20 protein-coding genes are annotated in these 22,043 nt (G+C 55.7%); 16 read left to right on the forward strand and 4 right to left on the reverse strand.

The genetic code is table 11. The annotated features are described in order from the left end of the window. The 11 genes from ACOTXF_RS15430 to ACOTXF_RS15480 all read left to right on the forward strand — a co-directional run. Positions 1 to 77, forward strand: a 77-nt coding sequence (locus ACOTXF_RS15430) for an IS1 family transposase (protein WP_033802282.1), incomplete at its 5' end; no start/stop codon positions are given. Between the two features lies 1 nt (position 78). Further along, entirely contained in the window at positions 79 to 1,374 is a 1,296-nt protein-coding gene (locus ACOTXF_RS15435; RefSeq protein ID WP_270589299.1) for an ABC transporter substrate-binding protein, read from the forward strand. 22 nt (positions 1,375 to 1,396) lie between these two features. Further along, the gene (locus tag ACOTXF_RS15440) at positions 1,397 to 2,278 is read left to right on the forward strand and encodes a carbohydrate ABC transporter permease (RefSeq protein ID WP_008501242.1); all 882 of its coding nucleotides are present in this window, start codon (positions 1,397 to 1,399) and stop codon (positions 2,276 to 2,278) included. Continuing rightward, positions 2,265 to 3,107 carry a carbohydrate ABC transporter permease gene (locus ACOTXF_RS15445; RefSeq protein ID WP_048962052.1) on the forward strand — a complete coding sequence of 281 codons (843 nt, stop codon included), beginning with the start codon at positions 2,265 to 2,267 and terminating at the stop codon, positions 3,105 to 3,107. The genes ACOTXF_RS15440 and ACOTXF_RS15445 overlap by 14 nt, the downstream gene beginning before the upstream one ends. Before the next feature lie 28 nt (positions 3,108 to 3,135). After that, positions 3,136 to 4,188 (forward strand): zinc-dependent alcohol dehydrogenase, encoded by a 1,053-nt coding sequence (locus ACOTXF_RS15450; protein ID WP_023327617.1) that lies wholly within the window; start codon positions 3,136 to 3,138, stop codon positions 4,186 to 4,188. Between the two features lie 17 nt (positions 4,189 to 4,205). Then, positions 4,206 to 4,994, forward strand: coding sequence for a sugar phosphate isomerase/epimerase family protein (locus ACOTXF_RS15455; protein WP_023327616.1), 789 nt, complete (start codon positions 4,206 to 4,208; stop codon positions 4,992 to 4,994). 11 nt (positions 4,995 to 5,005) lie between these two features. Continuing rightward, positions 5,006 to 6,064, forward strand: a complete 1,059-nt coding sequence (locus ACOTXF_RS15460; protein WP_086538451.1) for a Gfo/Idh/MocA family protein — start codon at positions 5,006 to 5,008, stop codon at positions 6,062 to 6,064. After that, complete coding sequence (locus ACOTXF_RS15465) at positions 6,058 to 8,337, forward strand: glycoside hydrolase family 65 protein (RefSeq protein WP_048962053.1); 2,280 nt, start codon at positions 6,058 to 6,060, stop codon at positions 8,335 to 8,337. The genes ACOTXF_RS15460 and ACOTXF_RS15465 overlap by 7 nt, the downstream gene beginning before the upstream one ends. Further along, entirely contained in the window at positions 8,327 to 8,992 is a 666-nt protein-coding gene (pgmB, locus tag ACOTXF_RS15470; RefSeq protein ID WP_023327613.1) for a beta-phosphoglucomutase, read from the forward strand. Before ACOTXF_RS15465 ends, pgmB begins: the two co-directional genes overlap by 11 nt. A gap of 13 nt (positions 8,993 to 9,005) precedes the next feature. Further along, on the forward strand, positions 9,006 to 10,088 hold the full coding sequence (locus tag ACOTXF_RS15475; RefSeq protein ID WP_126325286.1) for an ABC transporter ATP-binding protein: 1,083 nt from the start codon (positions 9,006 to 9,008) through the stop codon (positions 10,086 to 10,088). Positions 10,089 to 10,154: 66 nt separating this feature from the next. Next, the gene (locus ACOTXF_RS15480; RefSeq protein ID WP_008501250.1) at positions 10,155 to 11,069 is read left to right on the forward strand and encodes an OmpG family monomeric porin; all 915 of its coding nucleotides are present in this window, start codon (positions 10,155 to 10,157) and stop codon (positions 11,067 to 11,069) included. A 35-nt stretch (positions 11,070 to 11,104) separates the two neighbouring features. Here ACOTXF_RS15480 and ACOTXF_RS15485 read toward each other — a convergent pair whose 3' ends face one another. Continuing rightward, the gene (locus tag ACOTXF_RS15485; RefSeq protein ID WP_008501251.1) at positions 11,105 to 12,115 is read right to left on the reverse strand and encodes a LacI family DNA-binding transcriptional regulator; all 1,011 of its coding nucleotides are present in this window, start codon (positions 12,113 to 12,115) and stop codon (positions 11,105 to 11,107) included. A 155-nt stretch (positions 12,116 to 12,270) separates the two neighbouring features. Between ACOTXF_RS15485 and ACOTXF_RS15490 the strand changes: the two genes are divergently transcribed. The 3 genes from ACOTXF_RS15490 to tyrR all read left to right on the forward strand — a co-directional run bounded on the left by ACOTXF_RS15490 (position 12,271) and on the right by tyrR (position 16,371). After that, positions 12,271 to 13,668, forward strand: coding sequence for a YcjX family protein (locus tag ACOTXF_RS15490; RefSeq protein WP_045415711.1), 1,398 nt, complete (start codon positions 12,271 to 12,273; stop codon positions 13,666 to 13,668). Beyond that, positions 13,665 to 14,717, forward strand: a complete 1,053-nt coding sequence (locus tag ACOTXF_RS15495; RefSeq protein WP_048962356.1) for a YcjF family protein — start codon at positions 13,665 to 13,667, stop codon at positions 14,715 to 14,717. The genes ACOTXF_RS15490 and ACOTXF_RS15495 overlap by 4 nt, the downstream gene beginning before the upstream one ends. A gap of 112 nt (positions 14,718 to 14,829) precedes the next feature. Further along, positions 14,830 to 16,371: a transcriptional regulator TyrR gene (gene tyrR, locus ACOTXF_RS15500; protein ID WP_032652110.1), complete on the forward strand. Its 1,542-nt coding sequence runs from the start codon at positions 14,830 to 14,832 to the stop codon at positions 16,369 to 16,371. Between the two features lie 44 nt (positions 16,372 to 16,415). Here the strand turns inward: tyrR and ACOTXF_RS15505 are convergent, their stop codons facing one another. Beyond that, positions 16,416 to 17,624 carry an aldose 1-epimerase family protein gene (locus ACOTXF_RS15505; RefSeq protein ID WP_032674905.1) on the reverse strand — a complete coding sequence of 403 codons (1,209 nt, stop codon included), beginning with the start codon at positions 17,622 to 17,624 and terminating at the stop codon, positions 16,416 to 16,418. A 276-nt stretch (positions 17,625 to 17,900) separates the two neighbouring features. Further along, on the reverse strand, positions 17,901 to 18,407 hold the full coding sequence (tpx, locus tag ACOTXF_RS15510) for a thiol peroxidase (RefSeq protein ID WP_008501256.1): 507 nt from the start codon (positions 18,405 to 18,407) through the stop codon (positions 17,901 to 17,903). Between the two features lie 107 nt (positions 18,408 to 18,514). On the opposite strand from tpx, the gene ycjG reads away from it, so the two are divergent. Further along, positions 18,515 to 19,480: an L-Ala-D/L-Glu epimerase gene (gene ycjG, locus ACOTXF_RS15515; protein ID WP_048962353.1), complete on the forward strand. Its 966-nt coding sequence runs from the start codon at positions 18,515 to 18,517 to the stop codon at positions 19,478 to 19,480. Here the strand turns inward: ycjG and mpaA are convergent. After that, entirely contained in the window at positions 19,471 to 20,184 is a 714-nt protein-coding gene (gene mpaA / locus ACOTXF_RS15520) for a murein tripeptide amidase MpaA (RefSeq protein WP_008501258.1), read from the reverse strand. The two genes, ycjG and mpaA, sit on opposite strands and share 10 nt — an antisense overlap. A gap of 185 nt (positions 20,185 to 20,369) precedes the next feature. Between mpaA and ACOTXF_RS15525 the strand changes: the two genes are divergently transcribed. After that, on the forward strand, positions 20,370 to 21,986 hold the full coding sequence (locus ACOTXF_RS15525) for a peptide ABC transporter substrate-binding protein (protein ID WP_008501259.1): 1,617 nt from the start codon (positions 20,370 to 20,372) through the stop codon (positions 21,984 to 21,986). Positions 21,987 to 22,043: the final 57 nt, after the last annotated feature.

The raw sequence follows: 22,043 nt of genomic DNA on the forward strand, positions 1-22,043 counted from the left end.
CACTGTCGTTCTCAAAATCGGTGGAGCTGCATGACAAAGTCATCGGGCATTATCTGAACATAAAACACTATCAGTAAGTTGGAGTCATTACCCAGAATTGTGCTGATATCAGCACTGGTTTCGTGCGCCCTGTTATCAGGCTGTAAGGATGACAAAGCGTCCTCTGTCACCATTGAGTTTATGCACTCGTCGGTAGAGCAGGAGCGTCAGGCCGTTATTACGAAACTGATCGATAAATTCGAGAAAGAGAACCCGGGCATCACGATAAAACAGGTACCGGTAGAAGAGGATGCCTACAACACCAAGGTGATTACGCTGGCGCGAACCGGCGCGCTGCCTGAAGTGATTGAGGTCAGCCATGACTATGCAAAAGTGATGGATAAAGAACAGCTTCTGGATCGTGACGCAATCGCTGAAGCAATTAAGGCGGTCGGGGAAAACACCTTCTATGACGGCATCTTGCGCGTTGTCCGCACGGAAGACGGCGCAGCCTGGACGGGCGTGCCGATCAGCGCCTGGCTCTCCGGCGTGTGGTACCACAAAGATGTGCTGGCCGCGGCGGGCATTGAGGAGCCGCATAACTGGGAACAGCTTCTGCAAGCCAGCCAGCGCCTGAACGACCCGGTTAAAAAACATTACGGCATCGCGTTACCGACTGCGGAAAGCGTGATGACCGAACAGTCGTTCTCTCAGTTTGCCCTTTCCGGTGGCGCGAACGTGTTTGATGCAAAAGGGAATGTCGACATCGATACCCCGGAAATGGCCAAAGCGCTGGCGTTTTATAAAGCGCTGGCTGCGACCACCATGCCGGGTTCGAACGATGTTATGGAGATCAAAGACGCCTTCATGAACGGTTCTGCGCCGATGGCGGTTTACTCCACCTACATCCTGCCCGCCGTCTACAAGGACGGAAACCCTGCCAACCTGGGCTTCGTTGTCCCGACTGAAAACTCATCGGCGGTGTACGGCATGATCACCTCGCTGACGATCACCACCGGACAAACCGAAGAGGAGACCAAAGCGGCCGAGAAGTTTGTTACCTGGATGGAACAGGCTCAAAACGCGACGGACTGGGTCATGATGTCGCCGGGCGCGGCGCTGCCGGTAAACAAAGGGGTGGTGGGCACGGATACCTGGAAAAACAACGACGTGATTAAAGCGTTTGGGCAGTTGCCTTATGAGCTGATTGCACAGTTCCCGAACGTGCAGGTGTTTGGCGCGGTTGGGGATAAAAACTTCACCCGCATGGGCGACGTGACGGGCTCCGGCATTATCAGCTCCATGGTGCATAACGTCACGGTGGGGCAGAAGGACCTTAACACAACGTTAAGCGGCAGCCAGAAGCGACTGACTGATCTCATTACACAACGATAGGAGCGCTCTGCGGAAGGAAATTATGAAGACGTTGTTTTCTGGTCGTTCAGATATGCCTTTCGCCATGCTGCTGTTGGCCCCCAGCCTGATTCTGCTGGGGGGCCTGGTGGCCTGGCCAATGATTTCCAATATTGAAATCAGTTTTTTACGCTTGCCGCTCAATCCGCGCATTAGCGCCGTGTTTGTCGGACTGGACAATTACATTCGCATCCTCGGCGATGCCGCTTTCTGGCACTCGCTATGGATGACCTTCTGGTACACCGCGCTGGTGGTGATTGGCAGCACGGTGCTGGGGCTGGCCGTGGCCATCTTCTTTAATCGCGAGTTTCGCCTGCGTAAGACGGCACGTTCACTGGTGATTTTATCCTACGTCACGCCGTCTATTTCGCTGGTGTTTGCCTGGAAATACATGTTCAACAACGGCTACGGCATTGTGAACTATCTGGGCGTAGACCTGTTGCATCTGTATGACCAGGCGCCGCTATGGTTCGACAACCCGAACAGCAGCTTCGTACTGGTGGTGCTGTTCGCGATCTGGCGTTACTTCCCGTACGCATTTATCTCATTCCTGGCGATTTTACAGACCATTGATAAATCCCTGTATGAAGCGGCGGAAATGGACGGCGCGAATGCCTGGCAACGTTTTCGGATCGTCACGCTGCCCGCGATTATGCCGGTACTGGCCACGGTGGTCACGCTTCGCACCATCTGGATGTTCTACATGTTTGCTGACGTCTACCTGCTGACCACGAAGGTCGATATTCTGGGCGTCTATCTTTACAAAACCGCTTTCGCTTTCAACGACTTGGGTAAAGCAGCGGCCATCTCCGTGGTGCTGTTCGTGATCATCTTCGCTGTGATTCTGCTGACCAGAAAAAGGGTGAACCTCAATGGCAACAAATAAACGCGTACTGAGCCGTATTGGTTTTTATCTCGGGCTGGCGGTATTTCTGATCATCACGCTCTTCCCGTTCTTCGTGATGCTGATGACGTCATTCAAGAGCGCCAAAGAGGCGATCTCGCTCCACCCAACCATTCTGCCGCAGGCGTGGACGCTGCAGCATTACATCGACATCTTTAACCCGCTGATCTTCCCGTTTGTGGATTACTTCAGAAACAGCATGGTGGTGTCGCTGACCTCATCGGTGATTGCCGTGTTTCTCGGTACGCTGGGCGCTTACGCCTTGTCCAAGCTGCGTTTTAAGGGACGCACGACGATCAACGCGAGTTTTTACACCGTCTACATGTTCTCCGGCATCTTGCTGGTGGTGCCGTTGTTCAAAATCATCACCGCGCTGGGGATCTACGACACCGAGCTGGCCCTGATTATCACCATGGTGACGCAGACGTTACCGACGGCGGTGTTCATGCTGCGCAGCTACTTCGACACCATCCCGGACGAAATAGAAGAGGCCGCAATGATGGACGGCCTTAACCGCCTGCAAATCATCTTCCGTATTACCGTACCGCTGGCGATATCCGGGCTCGTATCGGTGTTTGTCTACTGCTTCATGGTGGCGTGGAACGACTATCTGTTTGCGTCCATTTTCCTGTCCAGCGCCAGCAACCTCACCTTGCCGGTCGGGCTGAACACGCTCTTTAGCACACCCGATTATATCTGGGGTCGCATGATGGCGGCATCGCTGGTGACGGCACTTCCGGTGGTCATCATGTACGCCCTGTCTGAACGTTTTATTAAAAGTGGTTTGACCGCCGGTGGCGTGAAGGGCTGAGGCGGCCAATTTTAACAAGGAGTTAATCATGAAAAAATTAGTTGCGACAGCGCCACGCGTGGCGGCGCTGGTGGAATATGAAGATCGTGCTGTGGAAGCACATGAAGTGAAAATTCGTGCCCGCTTTGGTGCCCCGAAGCACGGCACTGAAGTGGTCGATTTCCGCGCCGCAAGCCCGTTTATCGATGAAGAGTTCAACGCGGAGTGGCAGATGTTCACGCCGCGTGAAGAGGGCGCAGCGCGCGGAATCGAGTTCGGTAAGTTCCAGCTGGGCAACATGATTGTTGGCGACATTATTGAATGCGGTGCGGACGTCACGGAATACCAGACTGGCGATCGCGTTTGCTGCTACGGTCCGCTGCAGGAGACGGTTATCGTGAATGCCGTCAACAACTACAAGCTGCGCAAAATGCCGCAGGGCGCCTCGTGGAAGAACGCCGTCTGCTACGATCCGGCACAGTTTGCCATGAGCGGCGTGCGTGATGCCAACGTCCGCGTGGGCGACTTTGTTGTCGTGGTCGGCCTGGGAGCCATCGGACAGATTGCGATTCAGCTGGCGAAAAAAGCTGGCGCGTCAGTTGTTATCGGCGTGGATCCGATCGAACACCGCTGCGAGATCGCCCGTCGTCACGGTGCGGACCACTGCCTGAACCCAATCGGCACAGACGTTGGTCTGGAAATTAAAAAGCTGACCGGAAAGCAGGGCGCGGACGTGATCATTGAGACCAGCGGCTTTGCCGATGCGCTGCAGTCCGCACTGCGCGGCCTCGCCTACGGCGGCACCATATCCTACGTTGCGTTCGCTAAACCGTTCTCAGCAGGCTTTAACCTGGGGCGTGAAGCGCATTTCAACAACGCGAAGATTGTCTTCTCCCGAGCCTGCAGTGAGCCAAATCCGGATTACCCGCGCTGGAGCCGCAAGCGTATTGAAGAGACCTGCTGGGAACTGCTGATGAACGGTTATCTGAATTGTGAAGATCTGATCGACCCAGTTGTGACCTTCACCACCAGCGCTGAAAGCTACATGAAATATGTGGATCAGCATCCGGAACTGAGCATCAAAATGGGCGTCACTTTTTAAGCTAAGGAAAGCAACTCATGAAAATCGCAACACAAAATCAGGCCTTTTTCCCGTCCAACATCCTGGAAAAATTCGAGTACATCAAGGCGATGGGTTTTGATGGCTATGAGATTGACGGCAAGCTGCTGGTGGAAAATCTCGCCGAGGTGAAAGCGGCGATTAAGGCCACCGGCCTGCCGGTCACGACCGCCTGCGGCGGATACGATGGCTGGATTGGTGACTTTATTGAAGAGCGTCGTCTGAACGGTTTAGCGCAGATTGAACGCATTCTGGAAGCCCTGGCCGAAGTGGGCGGCAAGGGCATTATCGTGCCTGCAGCCTGGGGAATGTTTACCTTCCGTTTGCCGCCGATGACCTCTCCACGCAGCCTGGAAGGCGACCGCAAAGCGGTGAGTGCGTCGCTGCGCTGGCTGGATGAGGTGGCCGCGCGCACCGGAACCACCGTCTACCTTGAGCCGCTGAACCGCTATCAGGATCACATGATCAACACCCTGGCTGACGCACGACGCTATATCGAAGAGAACGGCCTCAAGCACGTGCAGATCATCGGCGATTTCTATCATATGAACATTGAAGAAGATTCGCTGCCGGAGGCGCTGCATCAGCACCGCGATCTGCTGGGCCATGTGCACATCGCCGATAATCACCGTTACCAGCCGGGAAGCGGTAGCCTCGATTTTGCCAGCCTGTTCAATCAGCTGCGTGCGGATAATTACCAGGGCTATGTGGTATACGAGTGTCGCGTGCGCGCTGAGGATCCCGCTCAGGCTTACCGGGATTCACTCACTTATTTACGCGAATGCTAAGGATGACGAGCGTGATGAGTGCTTCAACAACGTCGCCACTGCGCGTCGCCATCATTGGCGCCGGGCAGGTTGCGGACAAAGTGCATGCCTCGTATTACGCCACGCGCAGTGATGTTCAGATGGTGGCTGTCATGGACAGCCGCCTCGAACAGGCACAGGCTTTTGCGGAGCGCCATGCCATACCGTCGGCGTGGCAGGACGCGTGCGCCATGCTGGAGGCGGTTAAGCCGGACGTGGTGAGCGTTTGTTCGCCAAACCGATTCCATTTTGAGCATGTGATGGCAGCGCTGGAGGCCGGCTGTCATGTGATGTGCGAAAAACCGCCTGCCATGACGCCGCAAGAGGCCGACGAGATGCGGATCGCTGCCCGCAAGGCGGGCAAAGTGCTGGCATATGACTTCCATCACCGCTTTGCGCTCGATACGCAGCTGCTGCGCGAGGCCGTGATGAACGGAACGCTGGGCGAAATCTACTTCACCTCGGCGCAGGCGCTGCGGCGCTGCGGCGTGCCGGGCTGGGGCGTCTTCACCAATAAAGCGCTGCAGGGCGGTGGGCCGCTGATTGACATTGGTATTCACATGCTGGATGCCGCGATGTATGTGCTGGGTTTCCCGGCGGTCAAAAGGGTCACGGCGCACGGTTTCCAGAGGCTGGGAACCCGGAAAAGCAGCGGACAGTTTGGCGCGTGGGATCCTGCTCAGTTTACGGTGGAAGATGCCCTGTTTGGCACCATCGAATTCTGCAACGGCGGCATTTTGCGTCTGGACACCTCGTTCGCGCTGAATATCCGCGAGCAGTCGATCATGAATGTCGCGTTTTGCGGTGAAAAAGCGGGGGCGACGCTTTTCCCGGCACATATTTATCAGGATGACGCCGGGGCGTTACAGACCCTGATTCAGCGTGAAGAGGCTGACGATCAGCGCCATTTACGCAGCATGGAGGCCTTTGTCCGCCACGTGCAGGGAGAGCCCGTAATGATTGCAGATGCTGAACAGGGGCTGGTGATTCAGCAGCTTGTCGCGGCGCTTTATCAGTCGGCAGAAACAGGAGAAAGCGTAACATTATGCTGAGCGTGTCTGTATTAACCGATCCGGGCTTTTGTCCGCACAGTCTGAATAAGTACGCGTCCATTATGGCATGCGGTAACGGCTACATGGGCATTCGCGCTGCGCATGAAGAAGATTACACCCAGCAAACCCGAGGGATGTATCTTGCGGGCTTGTATCACCAGGCGGGACGTAACGAGACCACTGAGCTGATCAATTTGCCCGATATCACCGGTATCGAGGTTGAGCTGGACGGGGTGAATTTTACCCTTCTGTCCGGGGACATTCTTGAGTGGCAGCGCGAGCTGGCGTTTGCCAACGGCGAGATGCATCGCCGCGTCGTCTGGCGCTCGCCCAACGGAAAGCGCTATCGCCTGGAGAGTCGTCGTTTTGTCTCTCTGGATCAGCTGCCGCTTGTGGCCATGCAGCTTGCGATCACCCCGCTTGACGCAGCCTCGCAGGTGGTGATGAAAACCGGTATTGATGCAACACAAACCAATACCGGCCGTCAGCATCTGGATGAAATTTCAGTCAGGGTATTCGACCAGCACTATATGCAGGGTGTGTATGAAACACAGGACCGGGACTCTGACGTTGTTATCTCGGCTTTTTGTCAGCTATCAGCCGACAGCGAAAGCTGCTTTACCGCTAAAAATCGTCGGCTCTCTGCTCACTATTCCCTGACGATACCGCAGGGTGACACTGTCACGCTTGATAAGTTGGTCTGGGTGGCCCATCGCAGCGATAAAGCCCTGTCGCAGGAATCTTTCGCGCGCGGCGCGCTGGCGGATCTCAAGGTTTGTGCGGCAAGGGGATATGCCTCGCTGCTGGAGAGTTCAGCCTGCGCATGGGAAGACGTATGGCGTGATGCCCGGGTAGAAGTGGCTTCTGCAGCTCCTGACGATCAGATGGCGCTGGATTATGCCGTCTGGCATCTGACCACCATGACGCCAGCCCATGATGAGCGGAGCAGCATTGCCGCTAAGGGCTTGACCGGCGAGGGGTATAAAGGCCACGTATTCTGGGACACCGAAATATTCATGCTGCCTTTCCATCTTTTCACCCGTCCGCAGGTGGCCCGCAGTCTGCTGCGCTATCGCTGGCTGAACCTGGCCGGGGCCCGGGAAAAAGCCCGCCGCAACGGCTGGCCGGGCGCGCTGTTCCCGTGGGAGAGCGCCGCAAGCGGCAAAGAGGAGACGCCGGAGTTTGCAGCTATCAACATCCGTACGGGCATGCGGCAGAAAGTGGCCTCCGCCCTGGCCGAACACCACATCGTGGCGGACATTGCCTGGGCCGTTGTGGCCTACTGGCAGGCCACGCGTGATGACGCATTTATGCGCAATGAAGGGCTGACCCTGCTGGTAGAGACGGCAACGTTCTGGATGGGCCGCGCTACGGAGATTAACGGGCGCCTGGAAATTCATGATGTGATTGGGCCGGACGAATACACCGAACATGTGAATAACAACGCCTACACCAACTATCTGGCCTGGTACAACGTGGCCAGCGCATGTCGGTTTATGTTGATGTTTGAGCGTGAAGATGCCTGCTTCATGGAGAAGGCGACCACCTTCCTGGCCCGCTTGTGGCTGCCGGAAGCCGACGCCGGGGGCGTTATCCCGCAGGACGATTCGTTTATGGCGAAACCGGCGATCGATTTAAGCCGCTATAAAGCCAAAGCGGGTAAGCAGACCATCCTGCTGGATTACTCTCGCGCGGAAGTTAACGAGATGCAGATCCTCAAGCAGGCTGACGTGGTGATGCTTAACTATCTGTTGCCGGAGAAATTTACCCCCGCCCAGTGCGCGGCCAACCTGGCGTTTTACGAGCCACGTACGATCCATGACTCTTCGCTGAGCAAGGCCATTCACGGCATTGTGGCCGCCCGCTGTGGCGATACGGAAGGGGCCTACGCCTTCTGGCGCGCTGGCGTGGCTATCGATCTGGGCGACGATCCGCACAGCAGCGATGACGGCATTCATGCCGCTGCCACGGGGGCTATCTGGTCCGGCGTTATTCAGGGGTTTGCCGGCATGCAGATTGTTGAGGGAGAGCTGCATCTTGCGCCGAAGCTACCCGCTCGCTGGCGAAAACTTGCCTTCCCGCTGCGCTGGCAGAACGCTCGCCTGCACTTCACGTTTGAAAATGACGTTTTAACCATCGAGACCACCGCGCCCGTCACGTTAACCCTGTGGGGAAAAACGGTATGCGTATCGGAGCGGCAGGCAGTGTCCCGTAGGGAATTTCTTACGTCTTTTAATGGGACCGCTACCACGGAGGCCAGCCATGAAGCCTGAAGCTGTTGTATTCGATCTTGATGGGGTCATCACCGATACCGCACATCTGCACTTTCTCGCCTGGCGTTCGGTCGCGCAGGAGATCGGCATCACCATCGATGAGGTGTTCAACGAGGAGCTGAAGGGAATTAGCCGCATGGAATCCCTGCAGCGGATCCTGCGACACGGTGGGAAAGAGGGGGCGTTTGACGACAAACAATGCCTGGCGTTGGCGGGGAAGAAAAATGCGCTCTACGTCGCATCGCTGTCGTCGTTGACCGAGGCGTCGCTGCTGCCGGGCATCCGGGAGGTGCTGGCGGACATTCGGGCGGCGAAGGTCAAAATTGGGCTCGCCTCCGTTTCCCTCAACGCTCCTGGAATACTGCATGCCCTGGGTATTCATGACGCCTTTGATTTTTGCGCCGATGCCTCCCGTATCGTCTGTTCAAAACCGGACCCGGAGATCTTCCTCGCCGCGTGTGCAGGCCTGGACGTCCGCCCCGAGGCGGCCATTGGGGTCGAAGATGCGCCCGCGGGCGTGGCGGCGATCAACGCGGCGGGCATGCTGTCGGTCGGGATTGGCTCAGGCCTGACCCATGCGGGATTACAGCTTCATTCAACGCAGGAACTGACCTGGAAATGCCTGACCGATTTCTGGGCCTCCCGGGCGTATTGATAAGGAATTAAAAATGGCACAACTGTCACTGAAACATATTCAGAAAATTTACGATAACCAGGTCCACGTGGTGAAGGATTTTAACCTCGAAATCGAGGACAAGGAGTTTATCGTTTTTGTCGGCCCGTCCGGTTGCGGTAAATCGACGACGCTGCGCATGATTGCCGGGCTGGAGGAGATTTCCGCCGGTGAACTGGTGATCGACGGTGTTTGTATGAACGATGTGCCCGCCAAGTCACGCGACATCGCCATGGTGTTCCAGAACTATGCGCTTTATCCGCATATGACGGTCTACGACAACATGGCGTTTGGCCTGAAGATGCAGAAAATCGCCCCGGCGGTTATCGAAGAGCGCGTCAACTGGGCGGCACAGATCCTCGGCTTACGGGAGTACCTCAAGCGTAAACCCGGCGCGCTGTCCGGTGGCCAGCGTCAGCGCGTGGCGTTGGGCAGGGCGATAGTGCGGGAAGCGGGCGTGTTTCTGATGGATGAACCGCTCTCCAACCTCGATGCCAAGCTTCGCGTGCAGATGCGGGCTGAAATCAGCAAGCTCCACCAGAAGCTCAATACCACGATGATTTACGTGACCCACGATCAGACGGAAGCCATGACGATGGCGACCCGCATTGTGATCTTAAAAGACGGCATTATTCAGCAGGTCGGTGCACCGAAGCAGGTATACAACGAGCCGGCAAACATGTTTGTTGCGGGGTTCATTGGCTCGCCAGCCATGAACTTTGTTCGTGGTGCCATCGACGACCGCTATTTCGTCACGGAAACGCTGCGTCTGGCGATCCCGGAAGACAAGCTCGCTGCATTGAAAGCCGCTGGATATCAGCGTAAAGCTGTGGTCTTTGGGATCCGCCCGGAAGATATTCTCACCCAGCAGAGTAGCGGTGAAAATATCGCGGCGAAAGTCAGCGTAGCCGAACTGACCGGTGCGGAGTTCATGCTCTACGCCACCGTTGGCGGCCATGAGCTGGTGGTTCGCGCGGGAGCAGCGAATGATTATGCCGCTGGGGATAATATCGGCATCCAGTTCGATATGAATAAGTGCCATTTCTTCGACGCCGATACCGAAGCGGCTATTAGATAAGAAAGGTGTTTGCCGGAAATGCAAATTTCCGGTTTTTTTGTTTGTTAATTATAAAGGGAATATTTTATGAGTACTCTACTAAAAAGTGCTGCGCTCGTGCTGTGCGCAGGGGTGAGCTGCGCACATGCAACAGAAACGGCTAAACAATGGGAATTTAATATTGGCGCGATGTATGAAATTGAAAACGTCGAAGGCCAGGGAGAAGATAAAGACGGATTATATGAACCCTCCGTGTGGTTTAATGCGACCTGGGATGCCTGGACTATTTCGCTGGCGATGTATCAGGAAGGGCCGGTTGATTATAGCAGCATGACCCGTGGGACCTATTTCGATCGCCCGGAATTTGAATTACGCTATCGTTTTATTGGTACCGATGATTTCACGTTCGGTCTGACCGGTGGTTTCCGTAATTATGGCTATCACTTTAAGGATGAACACGGCGCCAGAGACGGCAGCGCAAATATGCAGCGCTACAAAATTCAGCCGGACTGGGATATTAAATTAACCGACGACTGGCGTTTCGGCGGCTGGTTTGCCATGTATCAGTTTGCTAACGATCTGGAAAAAACAGGCTACTCAGACAGCCGCGTCGAAACCGAAACGGGCTTTACCTGGACCATTAACGACACCTTTGCCGCTAAAGTGAATTACTATTTAGAGCGCGGTTTCAATATGGACGGTTCACGTAATAACGGCGAGTTCTCCACTCAGGAAATTCGCGCCTACCTGCCTATTTCATTGGGTCAGACGACCTTAACGCCTTACACCCGACTGGGGCTCGATCGCTGGTCGAACTGGGACTGGCAGGACGATCCTGAGCGTGAAGGACATGATTTCAACCGTCTGGGTATGCAGTACGCCTATGACTTCAACAACGGTTTATCCATGACGCTTGAATACGCCTATGAATGGGAAAACCATGACGAGGGTAAAAACGACCGCTTCCACTATGCGGGCGTTGGGGTAAATTACGCGTTCTGACCCGTGGGTCTTCCAGGGGCCTGGTGCCCCTGGTTTTAGCGCAGCGAGGCCGCCAGTAAAAAATGGGTATCAACCAGCACTTTTTGCGGGGCGGGGTGACCCGCAATACGCCTGAAGAGAAGATCGCAGCTCTCTTCCCCCAGTTTGCGGGTGGGGATATCAAAGCCGCCTGGTGCGGGCGTTAAAATGAGAGACAGCATCGGGTCACTGTATCCGGCTATCACCACCTGTTCCGGTATCATCAGATTTAACTCATCCGCCGCGCGATAAAGGCCGAGTAACTTCATGCTGTCGGTAGCAAATACGGCATCAGGCGGCGTGGGTGAAGAGAGCAGTTCCAGAGCCGCCTTAAGCGCACTCTCATGGGTATAACCACCATCCATGATCCAGTCCGGGTTAATCGCAATATGGTGCTTTTCCAGACTGGCTTTATAACCCGCCAGGCGATCGATCGAAACATGATATTCAAGCGGCGCATGCAGGCAGGCAATTTTCCGGCGGCCGTTTTTGATAAAGGTTTCCGTCAGCGTGGCGCTGTCATGAAAATTATCCGTGTCGACGGAGTAAATATTCTGATACTCACCTTCCACTTTGCCGATAACCACTACCGGTACGCCATACGCGTCCAGCGTGGTGAAAAAGGATTCATTTGCGGGTGAACTCAGCATGATGATCCCTTTGATCATCTTCTGTTTTATTTTACTCACGCATTTCAGGAGATCGTCTTCACTGCTTTTTGAGGTTTGTAAAATAACATCGAATCCTTCTTCTTCCGCTTTTGCCGTAATGGCATGAAGAACATCGGAGAAAAAAGGATTGCCGGCAGTGGTTTTGGTTGAACGGGTCGAAATAACCATAATGGCATCGAATCCTGAAGAGGTCAGGGCACGGGCCAGTTTGTTGGGCTGATAATTTAATTCGTCAATCGCCTTCAGCACTTTGTCACGCGCTTCAGGAGAAATATTCGTTTGTTTATTCAGAACGCGGGAAACGGTTGATTTCGATACGCCCGCAACCCGTGCGATATCATAAATGGTGGGTGACATACACCTTACTCACTCAGGACTGACAGCAATGGCGTTCATCTTACTGGAGAAAAAACGGCAATAGCAATAAATAAGAATTGATAATCAACGATCTGCCCCCATTTATTGTATTCTGAAGCCATGCATTCAAGGCTTCCAGGCAACGAAGGACGGCGATGAAGCGACTTAAAAACGAAATCAATTCACTGGTAAACCGCGGCGTTGACCGTCATCTTCGACTGGCGGTGACGGGGTTGAGCCGAAGCGGTAAGACGGCGTTTATCACCGCGATGGTGAACCAGCTCCTGAACCTGCACGCCGGGGCGCGTCTGCCGTTGCTTGGCGCGGTGCGGGAAGAGCGTCTGCTGGGCGTTAAGCGCGTTCCACAGCGTGATTTTGGCATTCCCCGTTTTACCTATGACGAAGGGCTGGCACAGCTGTATGGCGACCCGCCCGCGTGGCCGACGCCGACGCGAGGGGTCAGTGAAATTCGTCTTGCGCTGCGTTTCCGCTCGAATGAATCCCTGATGCGCCATTTCAAGGATACCTCCACGTTATACCTTGAAATCGTCGATTACCCCGGCGAATGGCTGCTCGACCTGCCGATGCTGGCGCAGGATTACCTCAGCTGGTCACGCCAGATGACGGGATTGCTGCAGGGGCAACGCGCCGGGTGGTCGGCCAAATGGCGACAGCTGTGCGAAGGGCTGGACCCGCTTGCGCCAGCAGATGAAAACCGTCTGGCGGCCATTGCCGACGCCTGGACGGCGTATTTACACCAGTGTAAACAGGAAGGGTTACACTTCATTCAGCCGGGGCGCTTTGTTCTGCCGGGTGATTTAGCGGGCGCGCCTGCGCTTCAGTTTTTCCCCTGGCCGGATGTGGATGGGGTGGGCGAGTCGACGCTGGCGCAGGCGGATAAGCATACTAACGCCGGTATGCTGCGCGAGCGCTACCATTACTACTGTGAGAAGGTGGTCAAGGGATTCTATAAGAACCACTTTTTACGATTTGACCGCCAGATAGTGCTGGTGGATTGTCTGCAGCCGCTCAACAGTGGGCCACAGGCATTCAACGATATGCGCCTTGCCCTGACGCAGCTGATGCAAAGTTTTCACTACGGGCAGCGGACGCTGTTCCGCCGTCTTTTCTCACCGGTGATCGATAAACTGCTCTTTGCGGCCACAAAAGCCGATCACGTCACCGTCGACCAGCATGCCAATATGGTGTCGCTGCTGCAGCAGCTGGTGCAGGACGCCTGGCAAAACGCCGCCTTCGAAGGGATCAGCATGGATTGCCTTGGGCTAGCGTCCGTGCAGGCGACGCAAAGCGGGCTGATTGACCTTAACGGCGAGAAAATACCGGCATTACGCGGGAATCGGCTCAGCGACGGTGAACCGCTTACTGTCTACCCAGGCGAAGTGCCTGCGCGGCTGCCGGGCCAGGCCTTCTGGCAGAATCAGGGCTTCCAGTTTGAAGCCTTCCGCCCGCAGGCCATGAGCGTCGACAGGCCTTTACCGCATATCCGTCTGGATGCGGCGCTGGAGTTTTTGATTGGAGATAAATTGCGATGACGGAACCGTTAAAACCGCGCATTGACTTTACCGGAACGCTTGAGCAGAACCCTCAGGAGGCGTTCAAAACGGCGCAGACGTTCAGCGGTACCCAGGCCGATAACTTTGCCCCGGCGCTGCAGGACGAGCCGGCTGTTGAGGATGGTCCGGCGGAGGCGGTCGTGGACGCCGCGCTGCGTCCAAAACGCAGCCTGTGGCGCAGGATGGTCACCGCCGGTCTGGCGCTGTTTGGCGTAAGCGTGGTGGGTCAGGGCGTGCAGTGGACGATGAATGCCTGGCACACACAGGACTGGGTGGCGCTGGGCGGATGTGCCGCAGGCGCGCTGATTGTGGGGGCTGGCGTCGGGTCGGTTGCCACCGAATGGCGTCGACTCTGGCGTCTGCGACAGCGCGCGCACGAGCGTGATGAAGCGCGGGATCTGCTCCACAGTCACGGCACCGGGAAAGGGCGCGCGTTCTGTGAAAAGCTGGCCAGCCAGGCCGGAATCGATCAGTCGCATCCGGCGCTTCAGCGCTGGTATGCCGCCATCCATGAAACTCAGAATGATCGGGAAGTGGTGACGCTCTATTCCCACATGGTACAGCCGGTGCTGGATGCTCAGGCGCGGCGCGAGATCAGCCGTTTTGCGGCGGAATCCACATTGATGATTGCCGTCAGCCCGCTGGCGCTGGTCGATATGGCTTTTATCGCCTGGCGTAACCTGCGCCTGATCAACCGTATTGCGAACCTTTACGGCATAGAGCTGGGTTACTACAGTCGGATCAGACTGTTTAAGCTGGTCCTGCTCAATATCGCGTTTGCCGGGGCGAGTGAGCTGGTGCGCGAAGTGGGCATGGACTGGATGTCGCAGGATCTGGCGGCGCGTCTTTCTGCCCGTGCGGCTCAGGGCATCGGTGCGGGATTATTAACCGCACGCCTGGGGATTAAAGCGATGGAAGTCTGCCGTCCGCTGCCCTGGATTGACGGCGATAAGCCCCGGCTGGGGGATTTCAGGCGTGAACTGATCGGCCAGCTCAAAGAGACGCTCAATAAAAAACCTTCGCCGTGAGGTTTTGTTCACTAATCGTGCTGGCTGTCAATATTTGTTGACAGCCATCTTCCCGATCACCGTGTTCTGACATATCATTTTACTGTTATTGGCTTAAAACGGTGAATTTCCCATGCGTCTTGAAGTCTTCTGTGAAGACCGTCTCGGTCTGACCCGCGAATTACTCGATCTTCTTGTTTTACGTAGCATTGATTTACGTGGCATTGAGATCGATCCTGTCGGGCGAATTTACCTCAATTTTGCCGAAATTGAATTTAATACCTTCAGCAGCCTGATGGCGGAAATCCGCCGTATCGCTGGCGTTACGGATGTACGCACCATTCCCTGGATGCCGTCCGAGCGTGAGCACCTGGCGCTGAGCGCGCTGCTGGAAGCCATGCCTGAACCGTTCCTCTCCCTGGATTTGAAAAGCAAAGTTGAGCGCGTTAACCACGCGAGCTGCCAGCTTTTCGCGCAGAGCCAGGAGAAGCTCAGCAATCATAACGCCGCGCAGCTGATCCCCGGTTTTAACTTCCAGCGCTGGCTGGACAGCAACCCGCAGAACACGCACAGCGAGCATGTGGTGATTAACGGGCAGAATTTCCTGATGGAGATCACGCCGGTCTATCTGAAAGGGGAAGGGAATACCCGCGTGTTGACCGGGGCGGTGATCATGCTGCGCTCGACGCTACGCATGGGTCGTCAGCTGCAAAACCTCTCCAGTCAGGACGTTGGCGCGTTCAGCCAGATTATTGCCGTCAGCCCGAAAATGCGTCATGTGGTTGATCAGGCGCGTAAGCTCGCAAGCCTGACCGCGCCGCTGCTGATTACCGGCGATACCGGCACCGGGAAAGACCTGCTGGCTCACGCCGTGCATCTGGCGAGCCCGCGTGCGGCTAAGCCTTATCTGGCACTTAACTGCGCCTCTATCCCGGAAGATGCCGTTGAAAGCGAGCTGTTTGGTCACGCGCCGGAGGGCAAGAAAGGCTTCTTCGAGCAGGCTAACGGCGGCTCCGTGCTGCTGGACGAGATCGGCGAAATGTCGCCGCGTATGCAGGCTAAGCTGCTGCGTTTCCTGAACGACGGCACGTTCCGCCGCGTCGGTGAGGATCACGAGGTGCATGTGGACGTGCGCGTCATTTGCGCCACCCAGAAGAACCTGGTGGAACTGGTGCAAAAGGGGATCTTCCGCGAAGATCTCTATTACCGCCTTAACGTCCTGACGCTGAATATTCCGCCGCTGCGCGATTGCCCGCAGGACATCATGCCGCTTACGGAGCTGTTCGTCGCCCGCTTTGCCGATGAGCAGGGGGTTCCTCGTCCGAAGCTGTCTGCCGATCTGGGCACGGTGCTTATGCGCTACGGCTGGCCGGGGAACATTCGTCAGCTCAAAAACGCCGTATATCGTGCGCTGACCCAGCTTGAAGGGTATGAGCTGCGCCCGCAGGATATCCTGTTGCCGGATTATGACGCCGGAACGGTATCGGTAGGGGAAGAGGCGATGGAAGGGTCACTTGATGACATCACCAGCCGTTTCGAGCGTTCTGTGCTGACGCAGCTGTACCGCAGCTATCCCAGCACCCGCAAACTGGCAAAACGCCTGGGCGTCTCGCACACCGCAATCGCCAATAAGCTACGTGAGTATGGTTTGAATCATAAGAAAGGTGACGAATAACAAAAAAGCCTCTGCAAAGAGGCTTTTTACTTTTCACTTTAGATTTATTCCTTCGCCAGCGGCGTGTTAACGATGTCTGTTTTTGTCTCGCCCTGAATCGACGCAATCCTGCTTTCAACCTCTTTCACCTGCTGCGGGCTGTGGAGCAGGGTATAGGTCAGATCAAACTGCGCGCTGGCGCCAGGCTGCAGCTGCTTAACCCGCTTCTGTTGGCGTTCAATCGTCACGGGGTAGGCGTAGCTGGTACCCGGTTCGATGCCCGTGACATAACCCTGCTTCAGCGTATCGGTGTTTTTCCATAAGGTCAGCACGGGCAGCTGGCGCGTATCAAACTGGATTGATGCGCCTTTATCGCCGGCTTTATTGACCACCGCCGCGAGCGTTTCGTGGTTGTTGTCGGCGAGCGGCTGAATGTTAAAGACCATCTCATCAAAGCCTTTTGTCGGCCCGGCATAGGTTTGCCAGTCGTTAACGCCCGCTTTGGCGTAGTCATTGAATGGGCTTACGCTCGCCGCTGGCGCAAGGAAACGTGCGCCTTCTTCGAGGATCGGCGTCCCGAAGTTGCTGTGATAGATGATTTGGTAATCGTGAGGGTAATCGGCATGGTTAGTGAGAACATCATGCAGGCTGAACTGGTTGGTTCCGGGAACGTAGCGCAGTTCGGTCATGGTCTGCAGATCCGCTTTTTTGAACGTGCTCTCTTTGATCAAACCCCGAACGCGGATCTCATGCGGGGCGGCATCCGCCACCTCAACTTCCACCTGTGATACTGGGGTATTCCCGGCCCTGCCGTGAAGGGTGTAAATTTGCCCGTCCGCCGTGACAGGGTGACCTGTCCACTCATAGCCACAGCGCACCATCATCTCGTTGAAACCATCCAGCCAGCCGAGACCGTTGCGGCTCTCAAGATTGATATAAGCCGGATTCACGACCTCTTTGACGGGGGAATCCCACCCCAGTCGGGTGCCAAACCCTTCAACGTGCAGAAGGTTCATGCCGCGGGTCGGACTCAGCGTAATTGTCAGGCCATCTTTACTGCTAATAACGATGACTTTACTGCCTTCCTGCTTGCCGCCGTGCAAGACTTTTTGCTCAATGCTGAACGTCTGATCTTTAACTTTCAGCTCATCACTGGAAATCTTCCAGTTTCCTTTCTCTACGCTGCTTTCAGCACTTGTCAGCACCCAGGTTTTAGCCGCGGCATGGCCAGAAACCAGGACCGCCAGGAGCGTAAAAGCGAATTTGATCTTCATAGTTTATCCTTTTTGCTGAAACGATTATTTACTTTCGTAAGCAAATCTAATGTTTAGACAAAAAGGGAAATGTGATGGGCTTCACTGAGGTTAAAATTAGGTGATTTTAACAATTAGAATGCGTTAATGATCACGCGGGAGTTACATGTTGCTGTCTTTATTGCATGATTTTTGTGATCGATGAATATTTTGGCTTTAACGATTCAGCTGTTTTCTAATAAAAAAACCCCGCCGTGGCGAGGTTGAGAATAAGTTGTATAGAATGCTAAGGACTTATTATGCTTTCAGCACGTCCAGCGCGGCAGTGTAGTCCGGCTCGGTGGTGATTTCGTTAACCAGTTCGCTGAAAACGACAGTGTCGTTTTCATCAAGAACCAGTACAGCACGTGCTGCCAGACCTTTCAGTGGGCCTTCCGCGATGCTGACGCCGTAGTTCTCGAGGAAATCAGCGCTGCGCAGGGTGGAAAGGGTGATAACGTTGCTCAGGCCTTCGGCACCGCAGAATCGGGACTGGGCAAACGGCAGGTCAGCGGAAATGCACAGCACCACGGTGTTGTCCATTTCAGTCGCCAGCTGGTTGAATTTACGCACGGATGCGGCACAAACGCCGGTATCAATGCTTGGGAAAATGTTCAGTACTTTGCGTTTGCCCGCAAACTGAGCCAGTGTGACGTCAGACAGATCTTTAGCCACCAGAGTAAAAGCCTGCGCTTTGCTGCCAGCCTGCGGAATGGAACCTGCTACAGCAACCGGGTTGCCCTGGAAATGAACGAGTTGTGACATAGATATCTTCCTGTTTACATATAGTTAACGTCGTGGCTAGTGTATGCCATCAGCAGATAACACGGCAAACCAAATTTTTCGCCTTTCCGGGCCGCAAGGAGTCAGTGATGAGAAGCGTTAAGGTCTATGAAGAAGCCTGGCCATTGCATACCCCGTTTGTGATCTCTCGTGGCAGCCGAAGTGAAGCCAGCGTGGTCGTGGTTGAAATCGAAGAAGAGGGGTTTAAAGGCGTCGGGGAATGTACGCCTTACCCGCGCTATGGGGAAAGTCTGCCATCCGTGATGGCGCAGATCATGACCCTGGTACCTGACCTGCAAAAAGGGCTCACGCGCGACGCGTTACAGCAGCGTTTATCCGCCGGGGCGGCGCGCAACGCCATCGACTGTGCGCTCTGGAGCCTTGAAGCCGCTAAGCAGCAAAAATCGCTGACGTCACTGCTGGGCGTGGCCGTGCCGGAATCGATCGTGACCGCGCAAACGGTCGTGATTGGGGAGCCCGAGCAGATGGCCGCCAGTGCGAAAGCACTCTATGACGCCGGGGCCACGCTGTTAAAAGTGAAGCTCGACGATCGTCTGATCAGCGAGCGGATGGTCGCCATTCGCTCGGCGGTGCCGTCAGCCACGCTCATTGTTGACGCCAACGAGTCGTGGCATCCCGAAGGGCTGGCCGCGCGATGCCAGCTGCTGGCCGATCTGGGCGTGGCGATGCTGGAGCAGCCTCTGCCGGCAAAAGAGGATGCGGCGCTGAAGAATTTTATCCATCCGTTGCCCGTCTGTGCGGATGAAAGCTGTCATACCCGCGAGAATTTGAGCGCGCTTAAGGGCCGCTATGACATGGTCAATATCAAACTCGACAAGACTGGCGGACTGACTGAAGCCCTGGCCCTGGCGGCGGACGCCCGGGCGCAGGGGTTCGCCCTGATGCTGGGATGCATGCTTTGCACCTCGCGAGCGATCGGTGCGGCGCTGCCGCTGGTCAATCAGGTCCGTTTCGCCGATCTGGATGGCCCGACGTGGCTGGCCGTTGACGTTTCACCGGCGCTTAATTTTACCAGCGGCGTACTTCACCTCTGAGGCTGCCAGCGCAACAGATCCATCATTGCCTTTAAGTATTTTTCGCTGGCTTCGTCGGAGGAGATCGCCGGGAACTCGGCGGTGATGCAGGGCAGGCTTAAGTCGGCGCACCAGCTGCCGAATGAACCGGGTGTCTCATAGCCCACGCTGGTGACGAGCGGGAGGGCGAACGCCTGGGCCAGCCACGCGCCCAGGTCAGAGTGGCGCGGATCTTCAATACAGGCCAGCGGATCGTGGAAGGAGACAACCCAGGCGGGGTGGATCTTATGGATAAGCTGGCACAGCGCCTGCGTTTCCGGCTCCGATCCGGGTTTATCGCCCGTGAGCAGCACCACGTCCCGCTCCTCGGCGGAGCTGTTCCAGCGATATACCGTTTCCCCTGCGCGCCAGTTTGCCGCAGGGAAATTACGGTTCAGGTCGATTCCTCTCGCATTCGCCCGTAATCCAAGCTGACAGCCGTCCGGATTCACGGCAAGAATCACGTGGTGACGTCGCAATGCCGGGGTCAGCGTCCGCAGCGCGCACGAGAGCGTGACGACAGACGAGTTCTCATCTCCGTGCGTGCCGGCAATAACCAAACCGCTGTCGCGATCGGCATCGGGGGCCGGGAACCAGATCAGCGATGCGCCTAAAAATGAGCGGCCATATTGTTCAGCGCCCGGAGGGAAGGCGCCGCGTTCCGCGCGGGGTCGGGTGGTTGCCATACGATATCCTGATAACGAAGTCTCTACAGGCAGTGTTGTGCAAAAGCCGCTGTTAATCAAATAGTTTCCTTAACGGCTGAGAATTGCCTTAAATCACTATTCAGGCGTAAGTTGTTTGCATTTCTTACTGTCGAAACAAATAATTACGCATCTGCTTTTTACCTGTATTTTTTAAAGGGGATCTTATGAAGCATCCTGTTTCGCGTCTTTTTGCCGCACTGTGCCTGTGCGGACTCTCTTCACTCTCATACGCTGCTGATGTGCCACAGGGCACGGTGCTGGCGCAAAAACAGGAGCTGGTCAGACACATTAAAGACGAACCGGCTTCGCTCGATCCCGCAAAAGCGGTGGGGTTGCCAGAGATTCAGGTGATTCGCGATCTTTTCGAAGGGCTGGTAAATCAGAATGAGAGAGGGGAACTGACTCCGGGCGTGGCGACGCGCTGGCAGAGCAACGATAACCGAATCTGGACGTTCACCCTGCGCGATAACGCAAAATGGTCTGACGGTACGCCGGTTACCGCGCAGGATTTTGTCTACAGCTGGCAGCGTCTGGTTGATCCGAAAACGACCTCTCCGTTTGCCTGGTTTGCGGCGCTGGCAGGCATCAGCAACGCGCAGGCCATTATTGATGGTAAAGCGGCGCCAGATACCCTGGGCGTGACGGCGGTGGATGCCAGAACGTTGCGCGTCCAGCTGGATAAACCGCTACCGTGGTTTAGCAACCTGACGGCAAACTTCGCCTTCTATCCGGTGCAAAAAGCCAATGTTGAAAGCGGGAAAGAGTGGACGCGTCCGGGAGCGCTGGTCGGTAACGGGGCCTACGTTCTGAACGCGCGCGTGGTGAATGAAAAACTGGTTGTCGTGCCGAACACCCACTACTGGGACAATGCGAAAACTGTCCTGCAAAAAGTGACCTTTATTCCGATTAATCAGGAATCGTCCGCCACGAAACGCTATCTGGCAGGGGATATCGATATTACCGAATCGTTCCCGAAAAACATGTATCAGAAGCTCCTGAAGGATATTCCTGGCCAGGTGTATACGCCGCCTCAGCTCGGGACCTATTACTACGCGTTTAACACACAAAAGGGCCCGACCGCCGATGCCAGGGTCCGTCTTGCGCTGAGCATGACTATCGATCGCCGCATTATGGCGGATAAGGTACTGGGTACCGGCGAGAAACCGGCCTGGCATTTCACCCCTGACGTGACGGCGGGCTTCACGCCTGAACCTTCACCGTTTGAGCAGATGTCCCAGCAGGAGCTGAACGCTCAGGCCAAAACCTTGCTCCAGGCCGCAGGCTACGGCCCTCAGCGTCCGCTGAAGCTGAACCTGCTGTACAACACGTCGGAAAACCACCAGAAAATCGCCATTGCGGTGGCGTCCATGTGGAAGAAAAACCTCGGTGTGGATGTCAAGCTGCAAAATCAGGAGTGGAAAACCTACATCGACAGCCGCAACACCGGCAATTTTGATGTGATCCGCGCGTCATGGGTGGGGGATTACAACGAGCCCTCGACCTTCCTGTCCCTGCTGACCTCTACCCACAGCGGCAATATCTCGCGCTTCAACGACCCGGCTTACGATAAAATTATCCACCAGGCGACGCTCGAAACCACGGCGAAAGCGCGTAATACGGACTACAACATGGCGGAGAAAATCCTCATGGAGAAAGCGCCGATCGCGCCTATTTACCAGTACACCAACGGTCGTCTGATTAAGCCGTGGGTGAAAGGGTATCCGATTAATAACCCGGAAGACGTGGCGTATAGCCGGACGATGTATATTGAGAAGCACTGATGGTTAATGCGAACTGGCGCACGTGAGCGCCAGTTTTGCCATGGATGATACCGCGCT

The organism is Enterobacter cloacae complex sp. IR53041, from assembly GCF_049238285.1.
GTDB classification, from domain to species: domain Bacteria; phylum Pseudomonadota; class Gammaproteobacteria; order Enterobacterales; family Enterobacteriaceae; genus Enterobacter; species Enterobacter roggenkampii.

What these genes read in the sequence shown, in the direction of transcription:
- ACOTXF_RS15465 (WP_048962053.1), top strand. Translation starts at nt 6,058, where the DNA reads ATGCTGAGCGTGTCTGTATTAACCGATCCGGGCTTTTGTCCGCACAGT.
- ACOTXF_RS15475 (WP_126325286.1), top strand. Translation starts at nt 9,006, where the DNA reads ATGGCACAACTGTCACTGAAACATATTCAGAAAATTTACGATAACCAG.
- ACOTXF_RS15505 (WP_032674905.1), bottom strand. Translation starts at nt 17,624, where the DNA reads ATGAAGATCAAATTCGCTTTTACGCTCCTGGCGGTCCTGGTTTCTGGC.
- ACOTXF_RS15480 (WP_008501250.1), top strand. Translation starts at nt 10,155, where the DNA reads ATGAGTACTCTACTAAAAAGTGCTGCGCTCGTGCTGTGCGCAGGGGTG.
- ACOTXF_RS15445 (WP_048962052.1), top strand. Translation starts at nt 2,265, where the DNA reads ATGGCAACAAATAAACGCGTACTGAGCCGTATTGGTTTTTATCTCGGG.
- ACOTXF_RS15450 (WP_023327617.1), top strand. Translation starts at nt 3,136, where the DNA reads ATGAAAAAATTAGTTGCGACAGCGCCACGCGTGGCGGCGCTGGTGGAA.
- tyrR (WP_032652110.1), top strand. Translation starts at nt 14,830, where the DNA reads ATGCGTCTTGAAGTCTTCTGTGAAGACCGTCTCGGTCTGACCCGCGAA.
- ACOTXF_RS15490 (WP_045415711.1), top strand. Translation starts at nt 12,271, where the DNA reads ATGAAGCGACTTAAAAACGAAATCAATTCACTGGTAAACCGCGGCGTT.
- ACOTXF_RS15485 (WP_008501251.1), bottom strand. Translation starts at nt 12,115, where the DNA reads ATGTCACCCACCATTTATGATATCGCACGGGTTGCGGGCGTATCGAAA.
- ACOTXF_RS15495 (WP_048962356.1), top strand. Translation starts at nt 13,665, where the DNA reads ATGACGGAACCGTTAAAACCGCGCATTGACTTTACCGGAACGCTTGAG.
- ACOTXF_RS15455 (WP_023327616.1), top strand. Translation starts at nt 4,206, where the DNA reads ATGAAAATCGCAACACAAAATCAGGCCTTTTTCCCGTCCAACATCCTG.
- ycjG (WP_048962353.1), top strand. Translation starts at nt 18,515, where the DNA reads ATGAGAAGCGTTAAGGTCTATGAAGAAGCCTGGCCATTGCATACCCCG.
- ACOTXF_RS15525 (WP_008501259.1), top strand. Translation starts at nt 20,370, where the DNA reads ATGAAGCATCCTGTTTCGCGTCTTTTTGCCGCACTGTGCCTGTGCGGA.
- mpaA (WP_008501258.1), bottom strand. Translation starts at nt 20,184, where the DNA reads ATGGCAACCACCCGACCCCGCGCGGAACGCGGCGCCTTCCCTCCGGGC.
- ACOTXF_RS15440 (WP_008501242.1), top strand. Translation starts at nt 1,397, where the DNA reads ATGAAGACGTTGTTTTCTGGTCGTTCAGATATGCCTTTCGCCATGCTG.
- tpx (WP_008501256.1), bottom strand. Translation starts at nt 18,407, where the DNA reads ATGTCACAACTCGTTCATTTCCAGGGCAACCCGGTTGCTGTAGCAGGT.
- pgmB (WP_023327613.1), top strand. Translation starts at nt 8,327, where the DNA reads ATGAAGCCTGAAGCTGTTGTATTCGATCTTGATGGGGTCATCACCGAT.